Annotated in this window: 19 protein-coding genes and 2 tRNA genes; 11 read left to right on the forward strand and 10 right to left on the reverse strand. The window is 73.5% G+C overall.

Annotated features, from left to right (window positions below; all coding sequences use genetic code 11):
- Positions 1-53 precede the first annotated feature (53 nt).
- On the forward strand, positions 54-1,556 hold the full coding sequence (locus E6R62_RS17360; RefSeq protein WP_136214358.1) for a class I adenylate-forming enzyme family protein: 1,503 nt from the start codon (positions 54-56) through the stop codon (positions 1,554-1,556).
- 16 nt (positions 1,557-1,572) lie between these two features.
- Here E6R62_RS17360 and E6R62_RS17365 read toward each other — a convergent pair whose 3' ends face one another.
- Together E6R62_RS17365 and E6R62_RS17370 are read right to left on the reverse strand one after the other, a co-directional pair.
- Positions 1,573-2,439, reverse strand: coding sequence for a spermidine synthase (locus E6R62_RS17365; RefSeq protein WP_136214359.1), 867 nt, complete (start codon positions 2,437-2,439; stop codon positions 1,573-1,575).
- A gap of 68 nt (positions 2,440-2,507) precedes the next feature.
- Positions 2,508-2,951: a hypothetical protein gene (locus E6R62_RS17370; RefSeq protein WP_206308752.1), complete on the reverse strand. Its 444-nt coding sequence runs from the start codon at positions 2,949-2,951 to the stop codon at positions 2,508-2,510.
- A 244-nt stretch (positions 2,952-3,195) separates the two neighbouring features.
- Between E6R62_RS17370 and E6R62_RS17375 the strand changes: the two genes are divergently transcribed.
- Positions 3,196-4,521: a tetratricopeptide repeat protein gene (locus E6R62_RS17375; RefSeq protein ID WP_136214360.1), complete on the forward strand. Its 1,326-nt coding sequence runs from the start codon at positions 3,196-3,198 to the stop codon at positions 4,519-4,521.
- 30 nt (positions 4,522-4,551) lie between these two features.
- On the opposite strand, the gene E6R62_RS17380 is transcribed toward E6R62_RS17375, so the two are convergent.
- Both E6R62_RS17380 and E6R62_RS17385 read right to left on the reverse strand, forming a co-directional pair.
- Entirely contained in the window at positions 4,552-4,893 is a 342-nt protein-coding gene (locus E6R62_RS17380; RefSeq protein WP_136214361.1) for a VOC family protein, read from the reverse strand.
- 58 nt (positions 4,894-4,951) lie between these two features.
- Positions 4,952-5,548, reverse strand: a complete 597-nt coding sequence (locus tag E6R62_RS17385; RefSeq protein ID WP_136214362.1) for a histidine phosphatase family protein — start codon at positions 5,546-5,548, stop codon at positions 4,952-4,954.
- Between the two features lie 225 nt (positions 5,549-5,773).
- Between E6R62_RS17385 and E6R62_RS17390 the strand changes: the two genes are divergently transcribed.
- From E6R62_RS17390 to E6R62_RS17420, 7 genes are all read left to right on the forward strand, one after another.
- Complete coding sequence (locus E6R62_RS17390) at positions 5,774-6,955, forward strand: hypothetical protein (RefSeq protein WP_136214363.1); 1,182 nt, start codon at positions 5,774-5,776, stop codon at positions 6,953-6,955.
- Complete coding sequence (locus tag E6R62_RS17395) at positions 6,943-8,511, forward strand: hypothetical protein (RefSeq protein ID WP_136214364.1); 1,569 nt, start codon at positions 6,943-6,945, stop codon at positions 8,509-8,511. Before E6R62_RS17390 ends, E6R62_RS17395 begins: the two co-directional genes overlap by 13 nt.
- On the forward strand, positions 8,508-9,839 hold the full coding sequence (locus tag E6R62_RS17400; protein WP_136214365.1) for an AAA domain-containing protein: 1,332 nt from the start codon (positions 8,508-8,510) through the stop codon (positions 9,837-9,839). The genes E6R62_RS17395 and E6R62_RS17400 overlap by 4 nt, the downstream gene beginning before the upstream one ends.
- A gap of 309 nt (positions 9,840-10,148) precedes the next feature.
- Complete coding sequence (locus tag E6R62_RS17405) at positions 10,149-10,706, forward strand: NADPH-dependent FMN reductase (RefSeq protein ID WP_136214366.1); 558 nt, start codon at positions 10,149-10,151, stop codon at positions 10,704-10,706.
- Between the two features lie 135 nt (positions 10,707-10,841).
- Entirely contained in the window at positions 10,842-11,189 is a 348-nt protein-coding gene (locus tag E6R62_RS17410) for a hypothetical protein (RefSeq protein WP_136214367.1), read from the forward strand.
- 176 nt (positions 11,190-11,365) lie between these two features.
- Complete coding sequence (locus E6R62_RS17415) at positions 11,366-11,974, forward strand: bifunctional DNA primase/polymerase (protein WP_136214368.1); 609 nt, start codon at positions 11,366-11,368, stop codon at positions 11,972-11,974.
- A tRNA-Lys gene (locus E6R62_RS17420) sits at positions 11,965-12,038 on the forward strand. Before E6R62_RS17415 ends, E6R62_RS17420 begins: the two co-directional genes overlap by 10 nt.
- Positions 12,039-12,137: 99 nt before the next feature.
- On the opposite strand, the gene E6R62_RS17425 is transcribed toward E6R62_RS17420, so the two are convergent.
- Positions 12,138-13,373: a M6 family metalloprotease domain-containing protein gene (locus E6R62_RS17425; RefSeq protein ID WP_136214369.1), complete on the reverse strand. Its 1,236-nt coding sequence runs from the start codon at positions 13,371-13,373 to the stop codon at positions 12,138-12,140.
- A 476-nt stretch (positions 13,374-13,849) separates the two neighbouring features.
- Here E6R62_RS17425 and E6R62_RS17430 point away from each other — a divergent pair, with 476 nt between their 5' ends.
- The gene (locus tag E6R62_RS17430) at positions 13,850-15,607 is read left to right on the forward strand and encodes a bifunctional diguanylate cyclase/phosphodiesterase (RefSeq protein ID WP_240801724.1); all 1,758 of its coding nucleotides are present in this window, start codon (positions 13,850-13,852) and stop codon (positions 15,605-15,607) included.
- A 136-nt stretch (positions 15,608-15,743) separates the two neighbouring features.
- Here E6R62_RS17430 and E6R62_RS17435 read toward each other — a convergent pair whose 3' ends face one another.
- Positions 15,744-17,441, reverse strand: coding sequence for a glycosyl hydrolase family 18 protein (locus E6R62_RS17435; protein ID WP_136214370.1), 1,698 nt, complete (start codon positions 17,439-17,441; stop codon positions 15,744-15,746).
- Between the two features lie 254 nt (positions 17,442-17,695).
- A complete protein-coding gene (locus tag E6R62_RS17440) occupies positions 17,696-18,898 on the reverse strand; it encodes an LLM class flavin-dependent oxidoreductase (RefSeq protein ID WP_136214371.1) in 1,203 nt (400 codons plus the stop codon).
- A 238-nt stretch (positions 18,899-19,136) separates the two neighbouring features.
- On the opposite strand from E6R62_RS17440, the gene E6R62_RS17445 reads away from it, so the two are divergent.
- On the forward strand, positions 19,137-19,895 hold the full coding sequence (locus E6R62_RS17445; RefSeq protein ID WP_136214372.1) for an IclR family transcriptional regulator: 759 nt from the start codon (positions 19,137-19,139) through the stop codon (positions 19,893-19,895).
- Positions 19,896-20,016: 121 nt separating this feature from the next.
- Here E6R62_RS17445 and E6R62_RS17450 read toward each other — a convergent pair.
- From E6R62_RS17450 to E6R62_RS17460, 3 genes are all read right to left on the reverse strand, one after another.
- A tRNA-Lys gene (locus tag E6R62_RS17450) sits at positions 20,017-20,090 on the reverse strand.
- Between the two features lie 63 nt (positions 20,091-20,153).
- Positions 20,154-20,801 (reverse strand): hypothetical protein, encoded by a 648-nt coding sequence (locus E6R62_RS17455; RefSeq protein ID WP_136214373.1) that lies wholly within the window; start codon positions 20,799-20,801, stop codon positions 20,154-20,156.
- A gap of 49 nt (positions 20,802-20,850) precedes the next feature.
- A complete protein-coding gene (locus E6R62_RS17460; protein WP_136214374.1) occupies positions 20,851-22,521 on the reverse strand; it encodes an AMP-binding protein in 1,671 nt (556 codons plus the stop codon).
- Between the last annotated feature and the right edge of the window lie 11 nt (positions 22,522-22,532).

The following is a 22,532-nucleotide window of genomic DNA, read 5'->3' on the forward strand; positions in this document are numbered from 1 at the left end:
CGCCCCGGACGGGACGGACGACGCGGGACGGGACGACACCAGGGGAGACGGACATGGACGCAGCGCGGTACGTCACGGACCTGGTCGGGGCGTGCGAGCGGTACGCCGACCGGCCCGCGATCGGCGCCGGCCCGGTCCTGCTGTCGTACGGGGACGTGCTGGCCCTGACCTACCGGCTGGCGGGCGCCCTGGAGGAACTCGGCGTGCGGCGCGGTACGGGGGTGGCCTGCGTGACGGCCGGGAACCCGTACGAGGTGCTGCCGGTGCGGCTGGCCCTCCACGTGCTGGGGGCGCGGCTGACCCAGGTGAGCGTGGGCCCGGCCACCCACGGCCTGGACTTCCTCCTGCGGGACTGCGAGCCGGTCCTCGTGGTCCACGACACCCCGGTCCCGGACACCGGCGCCCCGCGGATCGCCCTCGCGGCGCTGCTGGAGCGGGCCGCCGCCCGGGAGGCACGGCCGCTGCCGGTGCGGGCGCGCGAGGAGGACCTGGCCCGGGTGACCTACACGGGCGGCACGACGGGACGACCCAAGGGGGTCGCCTCCACCTTCGCCGCGCTGGCGGCCCGTGACGCGGCCCGGAGCGCGGACACGGTGTACCTGTCGGTGACCTCCCTGGCCCAGCGCTCGGGCGGCCGCTGCCTGGAGCAACTGCGGGCGGGCGGGCGTTCGGAGATCCTGGGCGGTCCCTTCGACGCGGGCCGGTTCGCCGCCGCGTGCCGGCGGCTCGGGCCCGTTTCCACGTACCTGACGACCTCGATGGTGTACCGACTGCTGGACGACCCGGTGACCGCCGCGGGCGTGCCCGGCCTGACGCGCGTCTCGTACGGGGACTCCCCCATCGCCCCCGAACGGCTGCGGCAGGCCCTGACCCGCTGGGGTCCGGAGGTGCGTTGGCGTCAGGGGTACGGGATGAACGAGGCCGGGGTGATCTGCCGTCTCTCGGAGGCCGACCACGACGCCGCCCGGGCCGCCCGCCCGGAGTCGGCGGCGTCGGTGGGGCGCCCGGCGCCCGGGGTCCGGGTGGAGGTGCGGGACGCGGACGGGACGGCGGCCCTGCCCCCCGGGGCCACCGGTGAGGTGTGGGTGCGTTCCCGGACGGTGATGGCCGGCTACTGGAAGCGGCCCGGGCTGACGGCGCGGGTGCTGCGCGACGGTTGGCTCCGGACGGGCGACCTCGGGCACCTCGACGCGGACGGGTACCTGTACCTCGTGGACCGGGTCAAGGACGTGGTGATGGTGGACGGGGAGAACATCTACTGCGGCCCGGTCGAGGCGGCGCTGACCCGGCACCCCGCCGTGGCCGAGGCGGCGGTGGTGGGGCGGCCGGACGCCGTCACCGGCGAACGGGTCTGCGCCTTCCTGGTCCCGGCGGCCGGGCACGTGCCCTCCGACGAGGCCGCCGCCGGGGCGTGCGCGACGGTGGCCGCCGAACTGGCCCCCGACCACCGGCCGACGACGGTGTTCTGGGTGGCGGCGCTGCCCCTGACGGACCGCGGCAAGCCGGACAAGCGCCGCCTGCGCGCGGCTGCCGCCGCCGGCGCGCCCGCCGTTTAGCGGAACCCCGCGGGGCTCAGCGGAACACCGAGGGCGGGGGCTCCGGCGAGGCCACCGCCGAGGCGTCCGCGACCGGGACCGCGCCGCCGGCGAAGTCCGCCAGGGCCCGGCCGTGCTCGACCCGTCCCGGGTGCGGGTCGCTCGCCACCCGTCGGGTGAACTCGGCGACCGGAAGCTCCCGGTCGGCGGCGACGAGCACCGCGTTGCCGAAACGTTTCCCCCGCCACACCACGGGGTCGGCGGCCACGGCCAGTTCGGCGAACCGGGAGCCGGCGGTGGCGATCTGGCCCCGCAGGTGGGTGAGCGGGGGACCGTCCGTCAGGTTCGCCGCGTACCACCCGGTGGGCGCGAGCGCCCGGCGTACCTCGTCCAGGAACTCGGCGCTGGTCAGGTGGGCCGGGGTGCGGGAGCCGCTGAACACGTCCGCGATGACCAGGTCCGCCCAGCCGTCCGGCACCTTGGCCAGCCCGGCCCGCGCGTCCACCGCCCGGACGCGCACCCGCGCCTGGGGGTCCAGCGGCAGGTGTTCCCGTACGAAGGCCACCAGGGCGGAGTCGATCTCCACCACCTGCTGGGTGGAGCGTGGGCGGCTCGCGGCGGTGTAGCGGGCCAGGGTCAGGGCTCCGCCGCCCAGGTGCACCACGTTCAGGGGGCGGCGGGCGGGCGCGACGAGGTCGATGAGGTGGCCGATCCGCCGCTGGTAGGCGAAGTCCAGGTACAAGGGGTCGGCCAGGTCGACGTGTGACTGCGGTGCCCCGTCGATGAGCAGCGTCCACGCCCGGGCGCGCTCGCGGTCGGGTGCCAGCTCCGCCCGGCCGCCGTCCACCTGTCCGACGACCGGCTCGCCGGTCCCGCGCCGCTTGTCCCTGCTCTTACCGGCCATGGCCCCAGTATGACCGCAGCGCACGGCCGTCGCGTCCGGCCCTCCCGCCGTCTTGGCTGGTCAGCGCCTCAGCGACAGTTGTCCGCCGCTTCGATCAGCCGGGCGGCCTCACCGAGCGCGGCGCGCAGCACGTCGGGGTCGGTGACCGGCCCCACGGCGTCCGGCGGCAGCAGCCAGGCCGCGTCCCCGGCCGCCGGCGGGGCGTCCGCGGCGCCTCCGGCCAGGTCGCCGAAGCGCATGCCCCGCCCGTTGGTCTGCGTACAGGCGCTGCCCGGCAGGTCCCAGGCGTCGGCCGTGCCGGGCGGGACGAGGAAGCCCAGGGTGGCGCCCGAGCCGTCGTGCAGGACGGGCCCGACGCCGGGGGCGGTGTGGCCGGTCGCGCGGCGGATGATGTCGACCGCCTCCAGGCCCTGGCGGGTGGGTACGGTCACCAGATCGGGCGCGTCGGCCGGTCCTCCCGCCGTCAGGGCTGCGCCCGGCCGGGGCGCGGTGTTCGTTCCAGTGCTCTCCATGCCGCCCTCCATCAAGGGAACCCCTCCTCGATCCGCGTACGAGCCACTCCGCATGGGTTCAACGCGGCGGGACGTCAACGGGTGCGGCGCAACGTTGCCGCAAAGGATGGCAGTTCATGGCGGATCGTGGGTGAGATATCCGTTTTGTAGGCAAACATCGGATGAACGGTCCTCCGGCGGCGGTACGTTCGTGCCCGCCGGGCACGAGTCTGTACAAAGCCCGAAGTCCAGAGAGGCCACGTCCATGGCGGCGTCCCCCCACTCACCCAACACCGCCTTCCGGCGGCTGCGCGGCGCCCACTCCCCCGCGGAGTTCGCGGCCATGGTGCGTCGCGCGGCGCGCGAGATCGGCGAAACGGTTTCCTGCGACGCCCGTTACATCGGCCGGGTCGAGTCGGGGGAGATCCGCTGCCCGAACTACGCCTACGAGCGGGTGTTCCTGCACATGTTCCCCGGTCGCACGACGGCCGATCTCGGCTTCTTCCCGCGCGAGTCGGTGCGCGGCCGCTCGGGCCGGCGCACCGCACCCGCGCCTCCCGTCCCCGTCCACCTCGTCCCCCGTTCCAAGGAGAGTGACGTGCTGCGTCGCGCGTTCATGGCCGGCGGCTCCGCGACCGTGGCGGCCGCGACGCTCGGCTTCACCGTGCCCGGCGACTCGCGCCGGCCACCGTCCCGGGCCGGGGCGAGCGAGGCCGCCGCCGTCGAGGACGCCGTACGCCAGATCCGGCTGCTGGACGACCGGCACGGCGCCGACGCCCTGTACCGCAGGGCGGCCGAACCACTGCGTGCCGCCTACGCGTTGCTCGACGCGGGGGCCACCCGCCAGTCGACCGAGGACCGGCTGCACGCGGGCGCCGGGGAACTGGCCGTCTCCGTGGGCTGGCTGGCCCACGATTCGGGCCGTTTCGAGGACGCCCGCTCGCACTACGCGGAGGCCCTGGCGACGGCCCGGGTGGCGGGGAACGCGGCCCTGGAGGCGCACGCCTTCAGCAACATGGCCTTCCTGGCGCGGGACTGCGGCCGGCCGCGCGAGTCGGTGCGCGCCGCCCAGGCGGGCCGTCGCGCCGCGCGTTCGCTGGGCTCCCCGCGGCTGCTCTCGCTCCTCGCGCTGCGGGAGGCGGGCGGCTGGGCGGGGTTGGGCGAGCGGAAGTCCTGCGAGGAGGCGCTGGCGCGGGCGCACACGGAGTTCGCCCGGGGCGGGACGGGCGAGGACCCGGAGTGGATGAGCTTCTTCGGCGAGGCCGAGCTGGAGTCCCTGGAGTCCCGGTGCTGGGCCGCTCTCGGGGAGTACGCGCGCGCCGCCCGGCACGCCCGGCGGGCGGCGGACCTCCAGGACCCGCACTTCGCGCGGAACGTGGCCTTCTACACCGCCGAACTCGCCGGCGACCTGGCCCACGCGGGGGCGCCCGACGAGGCCGCCTGGGCGGGGGACCGGGTGCTGGACCTGCTCACCGAGGTCCAGTCGACCCGCGTGCGCTCCATGCTGGCGACGACCGCCCGCACCCTGCTCCCCCACCAGCGCTCCCCGCGCGTGGCCGCGTTCCTGTCCCGTCAGGCGGCGCCGTTCTGATACCGCGCCGTTCCACCGCCGCGGCGCGGATCAGGTGCCGACGTACTCGTACACCGCGCCGTCGGGATGGCGCAAGACCGCCCGCCGCCCGTTGGGCGTGTCCGTCGGGGCCCCGACCAGCTCCGCCCCGGCCTCCACCCCGGTCGCCACCACCGCGTCGAGGTCGGCGACGCCCAGGGTGGCCGAGACCCCGGCGAACCGCGCCGCGACCTCCGGCGGGCCCGTGAACAGCAGGAACGGTCCGACGCTCGCCAAGTCCAGCCCGGCGAAGGCGAACCGTGCCGGCGTCTCGCCCGTCAGCTTCTCGTAGAAGGGCAGGGCCCGTTCGAGGTCGTTCACTCGGCGCCGCAGCACCACGGAAGTGATCGTCATGCGTCGATCCTCGCAGCCGAACCCCAACGGCGGTATGACGCACGGCACTTGACGCGGCCTAGCCGTCCAGGTGCCCCGTGTCGTTCCAGCGTTCCAGCGCCGGGGCGCCGTACGCCCAGCCCAGGACCGACAGGGAGGTGGGGTCCAGCCTGATGCGGGCACCGAAGGAGGCCTCGAAGCCGAGCCAGCGGGCGGCGAGGGTGCGCAGGATGTGGCCGTGCGCGAAGACGAGGACGTCCCGCTCCGCCGACCGGGCCCAGGCGACGACCTCGTCCGCGCGGGCCGCGACGTCGGCGACGGATTCGCCGCCCGGCACCCCGTCGCGCCAGATGAGCCAGCCCGGCCGGACCGCCTGGATCTCGGCCGGGGTCATGCCCTCGTAATCGCCGTAGTCCCACTCCATCAGCGTGTCCCACGGTTCGGCCCGCACCCCGAAGCCCGCCAGGTCACAGCTCTCGGCGGCCCGGACCAGCGGACTGGTGCGCACCTCCAGGCCGCGCAGGCCCGCCCACGGGTCCCGCGCCAGCCGCTCGCCCAGCAGTTTCGCCCCCTGCCGACCCTCCTCCAGCAACGGCACGTCCGTGCGTCCGGTGTGCTTGCCGAGCCGGGACCACGCCGTCTGTCCGTGGCGGGCCAGCAGGATGCGGGGGGCCATGCGCTTTTCTCCCGGTTCCGGTGGATTGATTTGCGGACGTACGAAATACGTCTGTATCGGTACGGATGCGTCCGTCCATCATCCACGACGCGGCGGCGGGGCACCGCGCCGCCTCCGTCCCACCGTCGTCCCACCGACCGTCCCACCGGCAGTCCTCCCGGGCGACGCAGCCGGATTTCGGACGGAGGGCCACGATTGTCGGTGGCGGATGGGACACTTCCGCCCGTGAGCTCCTACCCGCCCAGCGTCCCTCCGCAGACGACACCGCAGACGACCCCCCTGCGGCAGCGGCTCGCCGACCTGCGCGGCCCCGCCGTGCCGCCCCGCCCGCTCGACGCCCGCGCGCTCGCCGCCCTGGCGGCCAACCCCGGCTGCGGCAGACGGGCCCTGCTCGACGGCGCCGGCGTGGACAAGACGGCCCTCGCCGCGGCCCTCGGCTCGCCCTCCGCCTTCGGCCAGTCACAGTTCGCCATCATCCGGGGCAACTCCTTCGAGGCCAAGGTCAAGGGCGACGGCGGGGCGGAGCTGCTGCGCCTGGTGTACGAGCGCCTCGGCGCCGGAGCCGAGCCGCCCGGGCCGGCCGCCCTCTTGCCCGACCTCACCGCCGCCGGTCCCCAGGGCCGCGCCGCCCGTACCGCCCTCGCGCTCCGCGAGGCCACCACCGCCGGCTCCTGGACGCTGCTCGACCACCCGATGCTGGCCCTGGAGGTGGCGGGCTCCCCCGCGTACCTGGAGCCGGACGCCGTCGTGGTGCACCCCGACGGCCGCTGGACGGTGGTGGAGATCAAGTCGTTCCCGATGATCGACGGGAGCGCCGACCCGGCGAAGGTCGGCGCCGCCGCCCGACAGGCGGCCGTGTACGTCCTGGCCCTGGAGGGCACCGCCGAGAAGCTGCCCGGGGCCACCGTGGGCCACGAGGTGGTGTTGGTCTGCCCGAAGGACTTCTCCAACCTGCCGACCGCCGCGCTGGTCGACGTCCGCCGGGAGCGGGCCGTCACCCGTCGCCAGTTGGAGCGGCTGACCCGGGTGGAGGAGCTGGCCGCCCTGCTGCCCGAGCACCTGTGCTTCGATCCCGCCCGGCCGGCCGAGGAGCTCACCGAGGCCGTCTCGGCGGTCCCCGCCTCCTACGCCCCCGAGTGCCTGGCCGCCTGTGAGCTGGCATTCCACTGCCGGCAGCGGGCCCGCGCCGCCGACGAGGTGGGCACCCTCGGCCGGTCCTTGCGGGCCGAGCTGGGCGGACTGGGCACCGTCGAGGAGGCCTTGGCCGCCGCCGAGGGCGGACCCGCCGAGGACCCGACCGCGGCCGCGCTGCACCGGGCCGCCCGACTGCGGGCCGAGGCGCTGGCACTCGCGTCGTCCCGCACCCCGTCGTCGCAGGACCCGGAGGGTTCCGCATGCCCCTGCTGAACACCCTCGCGCGGCTGGAGGCGATCCGCTCAGGCCGGGCGGAGGCCCTGGCGACCGTACGGCACCGGCACCTGAGCGAGCGCCCGCTGGTCCTCGTGCCGCTGACGACCTCCGGCGAGGCCGGCGCGCCGCTCGGCGCGCTGGTCGGCACCGAACGGGACGACCCCCGCCTGCTGGTCATACCGCAGCCGCGCGACCGGGACCTGCGCTGGGAGTTCCTGGCGGAGCTGGCTCGGCAGGTGATGCCGTACATCGACGGGTACGCGGACGTCGTCGAGCCGGCCGAGCGCACCGAGACCGACCCGGAGACGGGCAAGAGGGTCAAGGTGGAGACGGAACTGTGCGTGGACGCGCCGCAGATGATCGTGCCGAGCCGGGCCGGGGTGGAGTACGTCCGACTGCTCGGGCGGTCCATGCGGTTCCGGCGCACCGCCGAGGAAGACCCCGAGAACCCCTATCCGGCGCCGGCGCAGGTGCCGCTGCTGGGTCGTTGGTTCACGCATCTCGGCGAACGCTCCCGGGTGCCCGGCTCCTCCCTGCTGTTGTCGGCGACCGAGCTGCTGTCCCGGCACTGGGCGACCGGACAGAGCAGCGTCGAGGACCAGCACCTGGGGGCCCTGCTGGCCTGGATCGCCCCGCCCGAGGGGGAGACCGGCGCGCAGGCCGCCCTGCGGGCCGAACTGGCCCGCGACGGGGAGGGGCAGTTGCTGGTCCCGCCGGCCGGCCCGGCCACCGACCCCGACTTCGACAACAAGTTGCTGGCCCCGGTGATGGCCCGGTACGACGCGGCGCGCGCCTGCGGCGACCCGCGCGCCGTCGAACGGGCCGAGCGGGCCGTGCGCGACTTGGTCGGCGGACAGTTGCGCCCCACCTGGGACGCGGTGTGGCGCTCCCTGGACCTGCTGCGCGCCCTCCCGGCCGGGGAGCGGACCGGGGAACGCTGGACCCGCGACCGCTGGTCGTACACCGGCCACCGCGACCGCGTACGGGCGGGCGAGCCGCCGCAGCCGCGCCGTGACGACGCGGTGACGGCGGCGCAGAAGCTGGCCACACGGGAGACGGAGCAGGTGCGGCTCGACGCCCAGGAGGCGCTTGACGACCCGCTGGTGATGGCGGGACGACGGCTCGCGGGCGAGGCGTTCGCCGGCGAGGTGACCGAAGTGGTCATGGAGTGGACGGAGTCGGCGCGGCCGCGCCCGAGACCGCTGGTCACCCTGGTCACCGAGGACCGTCCGCAACTGGCCGACGGGGCGGGCGGGAAGGTGTTCCGTTCGCTGGACGGCCGTCCGCAGGCCGCCGAGTTCGTACGCTTCGACGAGGCCGGGGGGATCGTGCTGCGACTGCTCGACAAGATGGGCTCGGGCCGGGAACCGGCGCCGGGCACGGTGCCGGAGAAGGGCGACCGGCTCTGCTGGACGCTGTTCGAGCACGACGCGCGCGGCGGCCCGAAACTGCCGGACCCGGAGCGGACCCCGTGGACCCACGGCGGCCCGCCCGGATCGGCGACCGCCGCGCTGCCCCTCCCCGACCCCGTCACCGACGGAGACATCCTTTGACCGCCTTCGACCCGGGGGCGGAGGCCGCCCGGGCGACCGCCGCCATCCTGCACGACACCCTGCACGGCACCGAGCGCGGTGTCGTCGTGGACTCGCCGCCCGGGGCCGGGAAGTCCACGCTGGTGGTGCGGGCGGCCCGGGAACTGGCCGCCGCCGGGCGCCGGCTGATGGTGGTGGCGCAGACCAACGCCCAAGTGGACGACCTGGTGTTGCGGCTCCACGACAAGGACCCGGAGCTGAAGGTCGGCCGGCTGCACAGCAGCGAGGGCGACGCCTACGACCCGGCGCTGCGCGCCCTGCCCTCGGTCACCCTCTCGGCCAAGCCCGGGGACCTGGCGGAGTTGCCGATCACCGTCTCCACGGCGGCGAAGTGGGCGTACGTGCAGGACGCCGAGCCGTGGGAGCACGCCATCGTGGACGAGGCGTACCAGATGCGCTCGGACGCGTTGCTGGCCGTGGCCGGATTGTTCGAGCGGGCGCTGTTCGTGGGCGACCCCGGGCAGTTGGACCCGTTCAGCGTGGTCGGCGCGGAGCAGTGGGCGGGGCTGTCCTACGACCCTTCGGCGTCGGCGGTGTCGACCCTGCTGGCGCACAACCCGCAGCTGCCGCAGCACCGGCTGCCGGTGTCGTGGCGGCTCCCGGCGTCCGCGGCGCCGCTGGTCTCGCGCGCCTTCTACCCGTACAGCCGGTTCCGCAGCGGTACCGGCCCGGGAGAGCGCCGACTGTCGTACGGGGTCGCCTCCGACGGGTCGGGCCCGGACCGGGTGCTGGACGAGGCCGCCGCGTCGGGGTGGGGCCTGCTGGAGCTGCCCGCGCGGCACACCCCGCGCACCGATCCGGAGGCGGTCGCGGCGGTGGCGCTGGTGGTCCGCCGGGCGTTGGACCGCGGGGCGGTGACGCAGGACGAGCACCCCGGCGGCCCGACCCCGCTGACGCCGGACCGCATCGCGGTGGGCACCGCCCACCGCGACCAGGCGGCGGCCGTCCGCGCGGCGCTGGCCGGCCTCGGCGTGCCGGGCGTCACCGTGGACACCGCGAACCGTCTCCAGGGCCGCGAGTACGACCTCACGGTGGTCCTCCATCCCCTCTCGGGCCGCCCCGACGCCACGGCCTTCCACCTGGAGACGGGCCGCCTGTGCGTGCTGGCCTCCCGCCACCGGCACGCCTGCGTGATCGTGGCCCGCGCGGGCGTCGCGTCCCTCCTGGACGACCATCCGTCGACGGAACCGGTCCAACTGGGCGTGACGGTCAAGTTCCCGGACGGTTGGGAGGCGATGATGTCGACCTGGGACTTCTGGTCCGACCACCGCATCCCCTGGCGGCCCTGAACGTCGGGTCCCGCACCCGGGGACGCCGCGGCCCGCGGCGTGAGAAGCGTGCTCGACCGCCGACCCACGGCCGTCGAGCGCGCACCCGGGGACCGGGAACCACGACGTGATCCGCTTGCTGCGGGCATCGAGGCCCCGGCCCCTCCGAGGATTGTCCGGGCGGGTGGACACGGCGGGCGTGACACGGCGGGCGGGTGTGACACAGGGGTCAGGTGTGACACAGGGGGCGGACGCGGCTTTCCTCGGGGGCGCGGCAGCGACCAGACTGGCGCCGACACAGCACACCCACGCCCCAGGGGAGTTCCACACATGACCGGCCTGCACGTCATCTCCGCCGCCACCCGCCCCACCTCCTCGGGCCGCCCGCTCGCCGCCTGGGTCAGCGAACAGGCCCGCGCCCACGGCGGCTTCGACGTCACCCCCGTCGACCTCGCCGAGATCGCCCTGCCCTTCCTCGACGAGCCGGAGTACGCCTCCAGCGGGGTCTACGCGAACCCGCACACCCTGGAGTGGAGCGCCCTGGTCGACTCCGCCGACGCGTTCGTCTTCGTCCTGCCGATGTACAACGGCGGCTTCACCGCGCCCTTCAAGAACGCCATCGACTTCCTCTACAAGGAGTGGAGCGGCAAGCCGGTCGCCCTGCTCAGCTACAGCGCGGGTCCCACGGGCGGCGCCCCGGCGGCCGAGATGCTGCTGCCGGTCCTGACCCGCATCGGCATGCTCCCCACCGAGCGACGCGTGGCCGTCCCCGGCATCAACGCCCTCATCGGGCCGGACGGCTTCCGGGCTCCCGAGGGCTTGGCCGACGAAGTGGCCGCCCAGCTGGACGAGGTCGCGGCCCTCGCGTCGCAGCGCGTCGCCGTCTAGACCGCGCGTCGCCCGCGGCCGACGGCCGCCGCCGGCGGCTCCGGGGCGTGCGCGGGCGCGAGTGCGCCCTTGCGGGGCGTTGGACAATGGAGGGTGGCCCGGAAGCATTCCCGCGCAGCACACTGGAGGACAGGCATGGCAGAGCCCGAGCGGACCGAGCGGAGGCTGCGGCCCGCACCGTTGCTCTTCGAGCCCTCGGAGGCGGCCTCGGACCCCGAGCACTTCTTCGACCTGGAGTCGATAGAGGACCCGCGGGAACTGCTGGCGCGCGCCACCGAGCTGACGCTGGCCTTCCGTGCGGCACAGGACCGGGCCGTCGAGTTCCAGGCGCTGGCGGCGGCGCAGCTGGCCGATCCGCGCCGGTTCGACCGGCTGCCCGCCTCCGAGATCGCGGAACAGGCGGAGTGGACCGAGGACTATGCCGTGAAGATGATCGAGTTCGGCGAGAGCCTGCTGCGCGGTGGCGGCCCGGACGAGACGTAGGACCGGGTGCCCGCGCCGCCGGCCGGTCGACGGTCGGGGCCCCGGCACGGGGCGGCGCACACCGGGGGCGGAGCCCGTGGCATATGCGGGGCGCACCATACTCCGCCTCCCCGCACTCTGTCCCGGAATCAGGTAACTCCGGGGAGTCGCCCCACTACCACCGGTAGACCTGGGGCATGACGACCCTGACCGGCTGCCCCGCTCCCGCCCTCGACGTCCGCTCCGCGCCCGCCACCCAGGTCACCCACGAGGGCGCCGCCTGGCTCGCCTCCGCGTGCAACGACCCGCGCAGCGCCCTCGCGGTCTGGGAGGAGCGGCCCTCCGCTCCGGCGGTGCTGCCGTGCGGAACCGCCTTCGACGTCGTCAACGTCCCGCTCGTGCTCGGCCGGCGGATGCTCGACCTGCTGTGGGCCGAGGGCCCCGGTTGCGGCCCCGCCGCCGTGCACCGGGGCAGGATGCTGCTCTTCACCGCGCCGGGCACGGCGCAGCGACTGCCCGCCCTGCTCGCCTGGGTGGGGGAACCCCCGACGAAGTCAGGGGAAGAGTGGGACCGGGACACGGCGGCCCCGATCTGTCACGGTCTCGGCGACGCCGTCACCGTGCCGCCGCTCGTCGCGACGCCCGGGCCGTCCCGCTGGCTGGTGGCCCCGGGCTCCCGACGACCCTGGCTGCCCGGGCCCGACGCCCTGCTCTGGGCGTTCCTGCACGCCGCCCGCCTGCAGGTATCGATTTTTCGTTCCGCCGATCGGGATGCTAATGTCTACGACGTCAGCAGGCGCCGCTAGCTCAGTTGGTTAGAGCAGCTGACTCTTAATCAGCGGGTCCGGGGTTCGAGTCCCTGGCGGCGCACAGACGGGAAGAGGCCTCCACGCGAGTGGGGGCCTTTTTCGTGCGCCCATGCCGGCGCCGCCCCCGGCACCGCCGCGCCGGGACGCCACGTCGTGCCCACTACGTCGTGATCTTGACGGTGTACGCGCCCGAGGGGGTGCGGTCCGCCACCTCGATCCGGATGCGCTCACCCGGCACCGTGAACGTCTCCCCCACCTCCAGCGGGGCGTCCGCCAGCGGCGGGTAGACCGAACGGTCCCAGCACGCCTCCGTGCGCGGGTGACCGTCCAGCACCTCGATCGGGCCGCCGCCCGAGGCCGGCTCGTTGCGGACGCGGTAGACCAGGACGCCCTCCGTACAGGTGTCCCCGTCGTTGCCGGCGGAGCCGCGGGCCTCGATGGCGATGGCGCTGCCCGGTCCGGTGCGGACCACCGCCAGCCGGGTCCCGCCGGAGCCGCCCCTCGGGACGCCTTCGGCGATCGGCTGGAGGGTGTGCAGGGAGGTCCCGGAGGGAACGCAGTCCACCTGGGAGGCGTCGAGCCAGCCCAGCTTCCACTTGTGCCAGGCGAACAGATCCGGGGCCATCCCGAACTGGCTGCCCATGACGTCCCAGTCCCCGACGTAGGTGTCCCAGTCGCCCTTGCCGTCCGTCGGCCGGTGGTAGAGGTCGGGCAGGTCGAAGACGTGTCCGGTCTCGTGCGCCAGGACGTTGCGGTCCGGCGGGTGCCGCTCGAAGACGGTCACGATCCGCCTCAGCTCGGTACCGTCGGCGACCAGGGGCCGATCGAAGTTGACGACCTTGGTGGCGTCCGAGTCCACTCCGGGCGCGTTGGGGTCGGCGACGAAGTACACGACGTCGTACTTGCCGAAGTCCACCGTCGGGTCGGCGGCCGCGACCGCGTCGCGCAGGTAGCTCGCCCGGGCCTCCGGGGCCCAGTCGCGTTGCATCCCGTACGCCGTGGACGGCTTGGGCATCGCGATCCATCGCTTCTGCGGGTGCGGGACCAGGCGGAACCGCCCGTAGGAGGCGCGTTCGAAGAAGTCGCTGGTGGCGGGGAAGTAGTCGTGGGTCAGTTCGTCGGGGGTGACGGCGGCGCGGTGGTCGGGGAAGGAGAGGAAGACCATGACCGCGTTCAGGGTGCGGACCGGCCTCGGGTAGGCGCGGTTCCAGGTGTCCAGGCCGAGGGAGTGGTGCGCGGCCGTACGGGTCAGGGTGCAGGGGCCGGCGCCGGACGCGGCGGCGGTGGGGGTGGCGACGAGCGACATGGCGGCGACCGCCGCCATGGAGGTGAGGACCGCCGCGGCACTTCGGATGCCGGGATGGTCCACTCCCCCGGGTGTCTGATGGGGCGGCACATCGACCTCCGGTGATGGATTCGTACCCTTCCGTCCACCTTGAGGCGATTGTCTTACTTATGCCCTGTTCCGGTGCCCCACATGAGTGAGCACTCGGGCAAGTCGGTGACCCCCGGACTTCACGGACCTGTCTACGGACCGTCACGACCGATCACCCGAGAACAGCAGCGGACCCCGCATGCTCACAGCCGCGCAGAAACGATCGACCGACAGAGGCCGACGGACCGTCATCACGGCGTCAGCCCGCCGAAGTACGTCCCTCCGACCGGCGACGCCGCTGGATAGGGCCGTCCGGCAGCCTCTATGATCGGCACACTTTCCTGCACGGACACTCACGAGCACTGCGGGAGCCAACGGTGAGCGGAACCTCAGAGGGAACCGGTTCGGCGGCCGACCGCATCCGATCGGCCGTCACGGAGCGTCACCCAGCGGTGCCGGCCCTGCCGGGCATGTCGAGCGAGCCGGAGAATCCGTCGATGCCGACCTCGTCCTCCAGGCCCGCGCCGGGGGCACGCGACTTCCGGGCCGCCTTCGACGCGGCCCACCTCGCGATGGCCGTCGTCGACCGCGAGGGCTACGTCGTCGCCGCCAACCAGGCCTTGGCCGCGCTGCTGGGCTCCACCCCGCACGAACTCGTCGAGCAGGCCGCGGCCGAGCTGGTCGACCTGACCGCGGAGGCCCGAACCCGGCACGCGTACCAGGAGGTGCTCCGCGGTCGCCAGGCCCGGCTGCGCTGCACCCGTCGGCTCAAGCACCCCGACGGGCACTCGTTGTGGACGGAGGTGACGTTGGGGCCCGTGCCCGGAACCCGCGACGTCCTGTTGTCCGTTGCCGACATCAGTGACCGGCGCGACCTCCAGGCCCGTCTGCGCCACCTCCGGATGCACGACCCCGTGACCCGCCTGCCCAACCGGGCCCTGTTCTTCGAACGGCTCTCCGCCGCCCTGGAGGCCGCCTCGTACGAGGACGGCGGCACGGGCCGGATCGGCCTGTGCTACCTGGACCTCGACGGCTTCAAGGCGGTCAACGACACCCTCGGCCACCGCGTCGGCGACCGGCTGCTGACCGCCGTGGCGGCCCGGCTGACCCAGTGCGCCGACCAGGCCGGCTACGGGCGCACCAGCGGGCACCTCGTGGCACGGCTCGGCGGGGACGAGTTCGCCCTGCTGGTCGAGGACTCCACCGGGACGGAGCAGCTCGCGGAGCTGGCGCGCGGCGTCCTGGCCGCCGTGCAGGAGCCGTTCGACCTGGCCGGGCAGCGGCTGTCGGTGTCGGCGTCCATCGGTGTGGTGGAACGCGCCGCCGCCGGGACCTCGGCGACCGGGCTGATGCAGGCGGCGGACACGACCCTGTACTGGGCGAAGGCGGACGGCAAGGCCCGCTGGACGCTGTTCGACCCGGAGCGCAACGCGCACCGGATGACCCGGCAGGCGCTCTCCTCCACGCTGCGGCGGGCCGTCGAGCGGGGCGAGTTCGAGTTGGAGTACCAGCCGCTGGTGGACCTGGAGAGCGGCGCGGTGCGCGGGGTGGAGGCGCTGGTGCGCTGGAACCACCCGCAGTTCGGGACGTTGACGCCGAATCGGTTCATCGGAATTGCGGAAGAGGACGGTTCGATCGTCCAGTTGGGTCGGTGGGTGCTGCGGACCGCCTGTCGGCAGGCGCGGCGCTGGCAGATCGAGCAGCCGAGCGACGCGCCGGTGTTCGTGTCGGTGAACGTGGCGGTGCGGCAGGTGTGGGACTCGGACCTGGTGGGGGATGTCGCGGAGATCCTCGCGGAGACGGGGCTGGCGCCGCAGTTGCTCCAGCTGGAGCTGACGGAGTCGGCGGTGATGGGCTCGGCGGGCCGGCCGTTGCAGGCGCTCCAGGCGCTGAGCGACATGGGCGTACGGATCGCCATCGACGACTTCGGCACCGGGTACTCGAACCTGGCCTACCTCAGCAGGCTGCCGGTGTCGGTGCTCAAGCTGGACGGCTCCTTCGTGCGCGGCTTCCGCTACGAGGAGGGCGCCCACCCGAACCCGGCCGACGAGACCATCGTGGAGGCCCTGGTCCAGCTGGCGCACCGGCTGGGCCTGACGGTGACGGCGGAGTGCGTGGAGACGGCAGGGCAGGCGGCCCGTCTGCGCCGCGTGGGCTGCGACACGGGCCAAGGCTGGCTCTACTCCCGCGCGGTGGCCCCCGAGCGCATCGCGGAGATGATCGGCACCCGCCCGGAGACCGGGGACCTCCGCTAGGCCCTGTCGTCGAAGTGCCTCCCCCGGCTACCGCCGGGAGGTGCCCCCAGGGCGGGGTCGCCGTGGGGCACGCCTCCGCCCCGCACCCCTGGCGGGGGCGGGGGCGGAGGGTCGCTCGGCGCGGGGTGGGGGGAGATCAGCAGGCGCCGAGGTCCTTCCAGACACCCCATTCACCGGTGGTGCCGGGCTCCTCGTTCTGCGTCCACCACTGCGCCTTCCACTTGTGGCCCTTGTGCGAGACCTCGCTGCCACCGGTGTAGACCGTGCCGGCGACGTAGGCGGGGGCGGTGCAGCCCGTCGTGGGCGTGGCGGTGGGGGTCGGGGTCGCGGTCGGGCTCGGGGTGGACGTCGGCGTGGGGGTCGCGGTCGGGGTGGGGGTCGGCTGGGTGGAGCCGCCGAGGGCGGTGGAGATCTGGCCCAGCAGCGTGGCCTTGTCGTCCAGGCCGAGCAGGGAGTACATCATCGCGCCGGCCAGGCCGCGCTGCTTGCCGTAGTCGACCCGGGCCTGGATGGACCTCTGGTTCAGGCCGGTGAAGAACTCGCCGTCCTTGTAGAAGTAGGAGGCCTTGGCCTGGTCGTCCCAGAAGGAGACGGCCGGGTTGTCGACGATGCCGCCGAGTTCCTTGTAGTTGGCGATGCCGGCCTGCTGGCTGGTGGGTCGGGCGGCGGAGGGACCGGTCGCGGTCTGGGCGAGGCCGTTGGTGGCCCCGGCGGGGACGCCCTTCCAGCCGCGGTAGTAGAACTCGTAGCCCAGCGTCAGCTTGTTCGCGGGGAAGCCGCCCGTGATGCCGTAGGCCGGGTTCCCGTCGAGCCAGGAGTCGATGGCGTTCTTGATGTTGTACTTCTCGGTGCCGGGCGCGATCGGGTCGGTCGGGTCGGCCGCCGAGGGGTAGAGCGGGGACTGGTGGTACGTCGGCCCGTCGCCGTCCCAGGCGCCGTGCATGTCGTAGGTCATGATGTTCGCGTAGTCGAGGTACGCGCCGATCTTGTCCGTCTCGATGTACTTGATCTTGTCCTGGCCGGCCGGGAGCGCGGAGGTCAGCAGGTACTTCTTGCCGCCGTTGGCGGCCCCGTAGGCGTCGAGCTGGGTACGGAACTCCTTGAGCAGCAGCGTGAAGTTCTGCTTGTCCTCGTCGGCGTAGTGGTTGCCGAGGTGGCCGCCCGCCGAGCCGGGGTACTCCCAGTCGATGTCGATGCCGTCGAAGATCCCGGCCGCGCTGCCCGGGCCGCCGTAGCCGCCCTCGACGGGCAGGTTGCCCTTGATGTACTGGTCGATACAGGAGGAGACGAGCTTCTTGCGGGAGGCGTCGGTCTTCGCCGCGTCACTGAAGTACTTCGAGTACGTCCACCCGCCGATCGATATGTTGATCTTGAGGTTCGGGTACTTCGCCTTGAGTTGCTTGAACTGGTTGAAGACGCCCACGATCGGCTGGTCCCACTTGTCGGCGACACCGCTGACGCTGTCCGCCGCGCCGAACGACTTCTGGTAGTCGGCGTAGGAGTCGCCCGCGCCGTCACCGGCACTGGCGTTGTTGTCGTCGCCCGCCGCCTTGTTGGCCTCGAAGCAGGTGAGGTCGGTGGGGTGGATGTTGCCGAACGAGTAGTTGATGACGTCCAGCTTGCCCGCTATGCCCCGGGTGTCGAGCTGCTTGGGGTAGAAGGCGTTCCCGTACACGCTCCACTGGTCGTAGTAGGCGATCTTGACGTTGCCCGCGGTCGCCGTGGTGGCGGCGCCCGCGGCCTGTGCGGTGCCGAGTCCCGCGAAGGTGGCCGGCGCTCCGGCTGCCAGCGCGGCCGTGACGGCGGCCGCGATGAGGGGTTTACGGATGTGCATGAACTGACTCCGTGGGGGTGGGAGGGGATGCGTCAGCTTCGGGTGAGAGAAGTGATAGCGATCACTCCGCACCCCAGTCAATGGTTTGAACCAAAGAAGGACTAGACCATTCCACGGTCAAATGCGCTCGTCAGAGAGTTGAGCGCACGTCAAAAACCGCTCGCCACCCCGGGTGACGAGCGGTTTAAGCCTCTCCTAAGCCACGCTTCCGCAAGGTTTCGGCAACAAACCAGCCGAACCCGGTTCACCTCCGCTCAAGCCGGAAGCGAGCCCTCCACCGGCATCTCGTACGCATCTGCTACGAGACCGTAGGAGCGCAACCGGGCCGCTCCGCCGTGGGCGTTGGCCGTCAGCATCAGCTCGTCCGCACCGGTCCGCGCGACCAGCGCGTCGAGCCCGGAACGGACCTGATCCGGCGTGCCGTGCACGATGTTCGCCGTCCAGCCGTCCACGAACTCCTTCTCCAGGGCCGAGAAGGGGTACGCGGCCGCCTCCTCGGGCGTCGGGACGAGGCCGGGCCGGCCGGAGCGCAGTCGGAGCATCGACAGCGCGCCCGTGAGCACCTGCGCCCTGGCCTCAACCTCGCTCTCCGCGGCCAGCGCCGACACCCCGATCACGGCGTACGGGGCGTCCAGCACCGCCGAGGGACGGAAGCTCTGCCGGTACAGGTCGAGCGCGGGCAGCGTGCCCGCGGCGGAGAAGTGGTGGGCGTACGCGAAGGGCAGGCCCAACTCGCCGGCCAGGCGGGCGCTGAACCCGGAGGAGCCGAGCAACCACACCGGGGGCCGGCCCGTGGGGCCCTGGACCGGTCCGGGCACGGCGTGCACCCGGGCGTAGGGGTGCCCGTCGGGGAAGCTGTCGTCGAGGAAGCGGATCAGCTCCCCGAGGCGGCGCGGGAACTCGTCGTGCGCCTCCTCCGCCCGCGCCGGTCCGCGCAGCGCGGCCGCCGTGCCGGGGTCGGTCCCGGGGGCGCGACCGAGGCCGAGGTCGATCCGGCCCGGGGCGAAGGCCTCCAGCGTCCCGAACTGCTCGGCGACGGCCAGCGGGGCGTGGTTGGGCAACATGACGCCGCCCGATCCCAGCCGGATGCGGGAGGTGTGGGCGGCGAGGTGGGCGAGGATCACCGCCGGGGAGGAGCTGGCCACGCCGGGCATGGAGTGGTGCTCGGCGACCCAGTGCCGTTGGTAGCCGCGGGACTCCGCGAGCCGGGATATCGCCACGCTGGTGCGCAGCGACTCGTGCGCGGTGCCGCCCGCCCCGACGGTGACGAGGTCCAGCACCGAGAGCGGCACCGGCGCCCGGCCCTTGGCCACACCGCGGACGGGGTGCGCGGGGGCCGTGCCGGTCTCGGCACCCGCTCCCGTGCGTGCGCCCGGTACCTCCCCCGTACTCACGTTCGCGCCCGCGGTCGCGCCCACGCCCGTCCGGTTGTCTCCGGCGTCCCCGGCGTCACTCATCGTCGCTCCCGTCCCATGCCGCTCTCCTTCACGTCCGTACGAAGAAGTCGAACCGTGGGCCGAGGCCGGGCATTCCCGGCAGACCGGAAAGAAGTTCTTGCCTGTGGCATATGCCAGTCGGATACCTGCTGAAGAAGCGACTTGATTGAGCCATCAATCTCTCCAACAGGCGCTCCGGATGGGCCTCTTGATGGCTATCGTGGTAGGGCAAGCGGTAACAACCTGGTAGGGGGAAACCGTGGCGCTGAAGCCGGAGCCGACCGCGCCGTTCCACTCGGTGCAGTACGCCCTTCGCGTACTCGAAACGATCGCGCGCCACACCGGTGGCGTGACGGACGCACAGATCGCACGTGAGACCGGCCTGCCCGCGGCCCATCTCGCGCCGATGCTCCTCATGCTGCGCCGGGAGGGCTACGTCCTACAGGTGTCCGACGGCGCCTACGCCATAGGGGACTCCCTGGTCCTGCTCGGCTCGGGGACCGACCGGAAACAGGCGTTGCAGGAGAAGCTCCAGGAGACCCTGGACCGGTTGCGCGACTCGGTCGGCGCGGCCGTCTACATCAGCCGGTACGTGGACGGCGAGGTCCGCATCACACAGTTCGCGGACAGCCCGCGCACCCCGAAGGTGCACGAGTGGGTCGACTTCCGCTCCGCTGCGCACGCCAGCGCGGTCGGCAAGTGCCTGCTAACCCAGCTCGACCAGAACGGGCGCCGCGACCACCTGGCCCGACACAAGATCGCCCGACTCACGTCGAAGACGATCGTGAACGAGCGCATCCTGTTCTCGAAGCTCGACAGTCAGCCTGCCACCGTCCCCGTGCTCGACCTCCAGGAGTACGCCGTCGGCACGGTCTGCGCGGCCGTCCCGATCACCGCCGGAGCCTCCGTCGGCTGCCTGGCCCTGTCGATGCCGGTCGAGCACGCCCACCGCCTGCGGGCCGCCGCGGACGCGCTGAACCGCAGGGCCGCACCGCTGCTGCTGTCGCTCACGCTCTGACCGGACACAGACGACCGGGGCAGGGGCCGCGGGCACGGGATCGGGGCGCGGGATCGTGGGCACGAGGCCGGAAAACACTTCGGGCGGTTCCCGGTGAACCGGGAACCGCCCGAAGTACAGGTGCGCCGCCAGGGACTCGAACCCCGGACCCGCTGATTAAGAGTCAGCTGCTCTAACCAACTGAGCTAGCGGCGCCTGACAGAGAAAATACTACCTGGTCCCCGGGGGTGCTCAAAACCAATAGCGGACCTCCGCCGATCACCAGGACGTGGTGACCTTGACGTCCTGCCCGGTCCGCACCCCGACCGTGCCCCGGTCGCCGAACACCTCGTGCCTCCAGTCACCGAAGACCCGGGCCACCCGGCGGGCGTCCTCGCCCTCGCCCTTGCCGACCGACCCCGTGGAGAACGTGATCCACGCCTCGTTGGCGCCGGCCGTCTTCCGGATGCGTACCCGGGTGACGCTGCCCGCCGGCATGAGGGTGTCCTCGTCCGTGCGATGACGGGCGTAGTACTCGTTGAACTCGCGGGTCATGTCGTACCAGCCGTCCACCACCCGGCACGGCGGCGCACCGTCGGTGGGCGGCCCGGGAAGCCCGTCGTCCTGGTCGGTCGGCGGGTTCGACGCGCCCGTCTCCTCCTCCGTGGGGCCGTTCGGGGCACCACCCGTCTCCTCCTCCGTGGGGACGTTCGGCGTAGTGCCCGTCTCCTCCTCGGTGGGGATGTTCGGAGTGCCTCCGGTCTCCTCCTCGGTGGGAAGCTCGGGCGCACAGGTCGGTGGGGCCGAGACACCCGAGGGCGGACCTGCCGACCGGCCCGCGACCTGCGTGCCGCATGCGGCGAGCAGCGCGCACAGCGCCCCGGCCGCCACCGACCGGCCGAGGGCGGTCGTCGTCTTGGCGTTCATGGCACCCCCCTTCGGTCCGTAAGACGAACGCCCGCGCCGAGGGGTTGCCTCAGCGGTCCAGGAGGTCCCGTCGGCCCTGGGTCTCGTACGCCGCCAGCAGCGTGCGCAGGTCGTCCCCGTCCATGGGCCGGTAGTCGTCGGCGCCCGGCGGGCGCCACCAGACCGGGTCGGGGACGAGGAACCCGGCGCGGCGCAGGGCGACTCGGTGGATCTTGTTGGTCGCCGTCACGGGCAGGGCTGCGAGGACGCGGACGTAGCGGGGGGCCATCTTCGTGCCGAGGTCGGGTTGGGCCGCGAGGAAGGCGGCGAAGGCTCGCGGGTCGAAGGGCACGCCGGCGCGCGGGACGACGGCGGCCATCACCTGGTCCCCCGCGACCTCGTCCGGGACCGCGTACACGGCGACCGCCGAGGCGTCGGACCAGCGGGCCAGTATGTTCTCGATCACCGCCGCGGCCAGGTTCTCGCTGTCGACCCTCAGCCGGTCGTCGGTGCGCCCCGCGAAGTAGAGGAAGCCCTCGGGGTCGCGGAAGAAGAGGTCACCGGTCCAGTACCAGCCTCCGCGGGTGCGGGCCGCCTGCGCGTCGGGGTTGCGCCAGTAGCCCTCGAACAGGCTGCGGCCCCGGTTGACCAGCTCGCCTATGGCCTCCTCCCCGTTGAGGAGGCGACCCCGTCCGTCCAGTCGGGCCGGTGGGCACTCCTTCCCCGTCTCCGGGTCGATGACGGCGAGGTCGTCCCCGGGTGCGGGCCGGCCCAGGGCGGCGGCCGGGGTGTCGGGGGTGCGTTGGACGGAGGCGCCGCCCTCCGTCGCCCCGTAGCCCTCGACCAGCCGGACCCCGAACCGATCGGCGAAGCGGGCCGCGTCGACCGCGCCGGCCTCGGTTCCGAAACCCAGGCGCAGGGTGTGGTCGCGGTCGTCCGGGCGGGGTTCGGTGGCGAGGATGTACTGGACGGCCCGGCCGACGTAGGTGAAGTACGTCGCACCGTGGGCCCGTACGTCGTTCAGGAACGCGGTGGCCGAAAAGCGACGGCGCAGCGCGACCGAGGCGCCGCCGGCGAGGGCGGGCAGCCAGTCGGCGATGACGGCGTTGCCGTGGAAGAGGGGCATGCAGATGTAGTGGACGTCGTCCGGGGTGACCCGGAAGGTGCCGGCCAGGGAGGCTCCGGCGGCGGCCAGGCGGCCCTGGCCGCACACGGCCGCCTTCGGGGCGCCGGTCGAGCCGGAGGTGAAGTAGAGGAGCAGGCGGGAGCCGGGGGTCGGGCCGCCGCCCAGCGTCGCCTCGCCGGGGGCCGCGCCGGCATAGGGGGCGAGGAGGTCGGCGTACTCCTCGCCGCCGGTCACCAGGATGCGCACCCCGGGCAGGTCGAGGCCGCGCAGCAGCGGCAGGTGGGTGGGCTCGGTGACCAGGACGCGGCAGTCGGTGTGCAGGATGTCGCGGGCCAGCTCGGGGCCGCGCCGGGTGGGGTTGATCCCGGCGACGGCGGCCCCCGCGAGGGCCGCCGCGCCGAGCCAGAAGGGGAACTCTGGGGTGTTGTCGAGCAGCACCCCGATGTGCGGCTCGGCCCCGGGCGGCAGGAGGTCGACGAGCAGCGCGGCGCGTGCGGCGGCCTGCTGGGCGCTCTGGCGGTGGGTGAGGACGGTGTGCTCGTACTTCAGCCCGGGCCGGTGGTCGCCCCATTGGCGCGCTATGAGCTCCGCGAGGGTTTCGGGTGTCGTCCGCATGCCGCCGGAGG

Origin of the sequence: Streptomyces sp. A1136 (assembly GCF_004795055.1) — a bacterium.
GTDB lineage: Bacteria > Actinomycetota > Actinomycetes > Streptomycetales > Streptomycetaceae > Streptomyces.

What these genes read in the sequence shown, in the direction of transcription:
- E6R62_RS17370 (WP_206308752.1), bottom strand. Translation starts at nt 2,951, where the DNA reads ATGGAGAGCACTGGAACGAACACCGCGCCCCGGCCGGGCGCAGCCCTG.
- E6R62_RS17410 (WP_136214367.1), top strand. Translation starts at nt 10,842, where the DNA reads ATGGCAGAGCCCGAGCGGACCGAGCGGAGGCTGCGGCCCGCACCGTTG.
- E6R62_RS17435 (WP_136214370.1), bottom strand. Translation starts at nt 17,441, where the DNA reads ATGCACATCCGTAAACCCCTCATCGCGGCCGCCGTCACGGCCGCGCTG.
- E6R62_RS17395 (WP_136214364.1), top strand. Translation starts at nt 6,943, where the DNA reads ATGCCCCTGCTGAACACCCTCGCGCGGCTGGAGGCGATCCGCTCAGGC.
- E6R62_RS17440 (WP_136214371.1), bottom strand. Translation starts at nt 18,898, where the DNA reads ATGAGTGACGCCGGGGACGCCGGAGACAACCGGACGGGCGTGGGCGCG.
- E6R62_RS17405 (WP_136214366.1), top strand. Translation starts at nt 10,149, where the DNA reads ATGACCGGCCTGCACGTCATCTCCGCCGCCACCCGCCCCACCTCCTCG.
- E6R62_RS17360 (WP_136214358.1), top strand. Translation starts at nt 54, where the DNA reads ATGGACGCAGCGCGGTACGTCACGGACCTGGTCGGGGCGTGCGAGCGG.
- E6R62_RS17380 (WP_136214361.1), bottom strand. Translation starts at nt 4,893, where the DNA reads ATGACGATCACTTCCGTGGTGCTGCGGCGCCGAGTGAACGACCTCGAA.
- E6R62_RS17460 (WP_136214374.1), bottom strand. Translation starts at nt 22,521, where the DNA reads ATGCGGACGACACCCGAAACCCTCGCGGAGCTCATAGCGCGCCAATGG.
- E6R62_RS17415 (WP_136214368.1), top strand. Translation starts at nt 11,366, where the DNA reads ATGACGACCCTGACCGGCTGCCCCGCTCCCGCCCTCGACGTCCGCTCC.
- E6R62_RS17385 (WP_136214362.1), bottom strand. Translation starts at nt 5,548, where the DNA reads ATGGCCCCCCGCATCCTGCTGGCCCGCCACGGACAGACGGCGTGGTCC.
- E6R62_RS17365 (WP_136214359.1), bottom strand. Translation starts at nt 2,439, where the DNA reads ATGGCCGGTAAGAGCAGGGACAAGCGGCGCGGGACCGGCGAGCCGGTC.
- E6R62_RS17375 (WP_136214360.1), top strand. Translation starts at nt 3,196, where the DNA reads ATGGCGGCGTCCCCCCACTCACCCAACACCGCCTTCCGGCGGCTGCGC.
- E6R62_RS17430 (WP_240801724.1), top strand. Translation starts at nt 13,850, where the DNA reads ATGCCGACCTCGTCCTCCAGGCCCGCGCCGGGGGCACGCGACTTCCGG.
- E6R62_RS17455 (WP_136214373.1), bottom strand. Translation starts at nt 20,801, where the DNA reads ATGAACGCCAAGACGACGACCGCCCTCGGCCGGTCGGTGGCGGCCGGG.